This is a genomic window from Microcystis sp. LE18-22.4A (assembly GCF_027531105.1).
In the GTDB taxonomy this organism is placed as follows: domain Bacteria; phylum Cyanobacteriota; class Cyanobacteriia; order Cyanobacteriales; family Microcystaceae; genus Microcystis; species Microcystis aeruginosa.
This window is the reverse complement of record NZ_JAPZRB010000543.1, coordinates 1-1,601: the sequence shown is the minus strand read 5'-3', so window position 1 is coordinate 1,601 and position 1,601 is coordinate 1. Positions and strand designations below refer to the sequence as shown.

Here is a 1,601-nt window from a genome sequence, read left to right as displayed (position 1 = left end):
ACATCATCTAAATTCTCTCCTGTATAGGAGAAGATGAGATTATCAACAGTTGTAATTAAAGAGTGAATATCAAAATTGTTCATTGTTAAACACAGAATCCAGATTAATAAGCTTTTACCTGACATTATATGACATTATCAGTTGTACGGTCAATTTAATATTATTTTTAGATTTAAGTTATGTGTCTTAATACTGCTTTATATAGCTTTAAAACGCTCTCATTTCCTCGAAAAAGAACCCAGTAACGTCGGTTAAATTGCCTTTTTTATATAACTCATTCCCCCTTAATTGAATAAGTTGAGGGGGATTTTTATAGATTAATTTTCGGCTTCATTTTCTAAAATTTCCTGTAATTGTGAACGCAATGGAGTTAGATTATTTTCAATCGTCCGCCAAGCAATTGCCAATTCTACCCGAAAATATTCATGAAAAATGACATTTCGCATATCTCCCATTAAACGCCAAGGAATTTGAGAATAACGCAATTGTACCTCACTAGGAATATTTCTAGATGCCTCACCAATAATTCCTAAATTATAAAGAACTGCTTTAAGAGTCACTCGATTTGAGCTAAAATCTTCAAAGGTCATATTAGCCGTCCATTCCAAGATTTCATCAATGGATTCAATAATATCTTGAAGACGAAGTTGCCAATCTCTAAAAGGCATTAATCACATCCTTTAATACAGGTTGTCGTAAATGTTCTTTTAAAGAATCTTGAGTACCTAAATCAACAGAACATCCTAATATATCTTCTAAGTAAAGTCGTACCTCGATAAACTCAAATAACCCTACCGCTTTACTAAATTCTACCAATAAATCTACATCACTGTCAAAACGTGCTTCATCCCTTGCTACTGAACCAAATAGAGACAGAGATTTTACCCCTAGTTTTTCTAATTGTTCTCGGTGTTTTGCGAGAATTGTTAGTACCTCATCTCGTTTCATGGCTATTTCCTGAAATCTGATTCTTTCATTGTAACCTTAATGGTTGTCTCGTTGATATTGGCTCTCATGATGAAGTTTATTAAAATAGAAATTATTATTGAACTTAGAAATGCTCTGCCAGTGCCAAATACCACCATTAATTAGGTTGCTTAGGTTTTTCAAGTTGCTGTTTAACTAATTCTAAGGGAAGTTTTAACACTCTAGCAATTTGTTCGACGGTTAAGCCTTCTTTCATCAATTCTGTAGCGATTTCGAGTTTAGATTCTTCAGCAAGATTAGATTTTTGTAATTGATTTTCTGGTAGTTGATTACAGATATGACCTTTATTAATTTGTACGGGATTTATTACATTAAAGTTATGAGAGACATTATAATAATATCTTCGCAGACTAGACCTGAGATTAGCTTTATTAACTTCTTCTCCTAAAATTTCTGATAAGGTTTTCCATAGCTTACCAGCTACATCCTTAACATATTTCTCGGAACGATGATGACTTTTAGCGATTTCTGTGTATTTTTGGTGATTAATCACCCCTTCTAAGATTTCAGACTGAACATCATCTAAATTCTCTCCTGTATAGGAGAAGATGAGATTATCAACAGTTGTAATTAAAGAGTGAATATCAAAATTGTTCATTGTTAAACACAGAATC

General features: G+C 32.6%; 3 protein-coding genes and 1 pseudogene. All 4 read right to left on the bottom strand.

Annotation, left to right across the window (positions count from 1 at the left end):
- A pseudogene (locus O9295_RS27585) lies at positions 1 to 125 on the bottom strand (ATPase); the annotation flags it as partial.
- A 192-nt stretch (positions 126 to 317) separates the two neighbouring features.
- Positions 318 to 668, bottom strand: coding sequence for a HepT-like ribonuclease domain-containing protein (locus O9295_RS23200; protein ID WP_004162509.1), 351 nt, complete (start codon positions 666 to 668; stop codon positions 318 to 320).
- Complete coding sequence (locus tag O9295_RS23195; RefSeq protein ID WP_002757283.1) at positions 658 to 948, bottom strand: nucleotidyltransferase family protein; 291 nt, start codon at positions 946 to 948, stop codon at positions 658 to 660. Before O9295_RS23195 ends, O9295_RS23200 begins: the two co-directional genes overlap by 11 nt.
- A gap of 136 nt (positions 949 to 1,084) precedes the next feature.
- Positions 1,085 to 1,585: a helix-turn-helix domain-containing protein gene (locus tag O9295_RS23190; RefSeq protein WP_288035654.1), complete on the bottom strand. Its 501-nt coding sequence runs from the start codon at positions 1,583 to 1,585 to the stop codon at positions 1,085 to 1,087.
- Between the last annotated feature and the right edge of the window lie 16 nt (positions 1,586 to 1,601).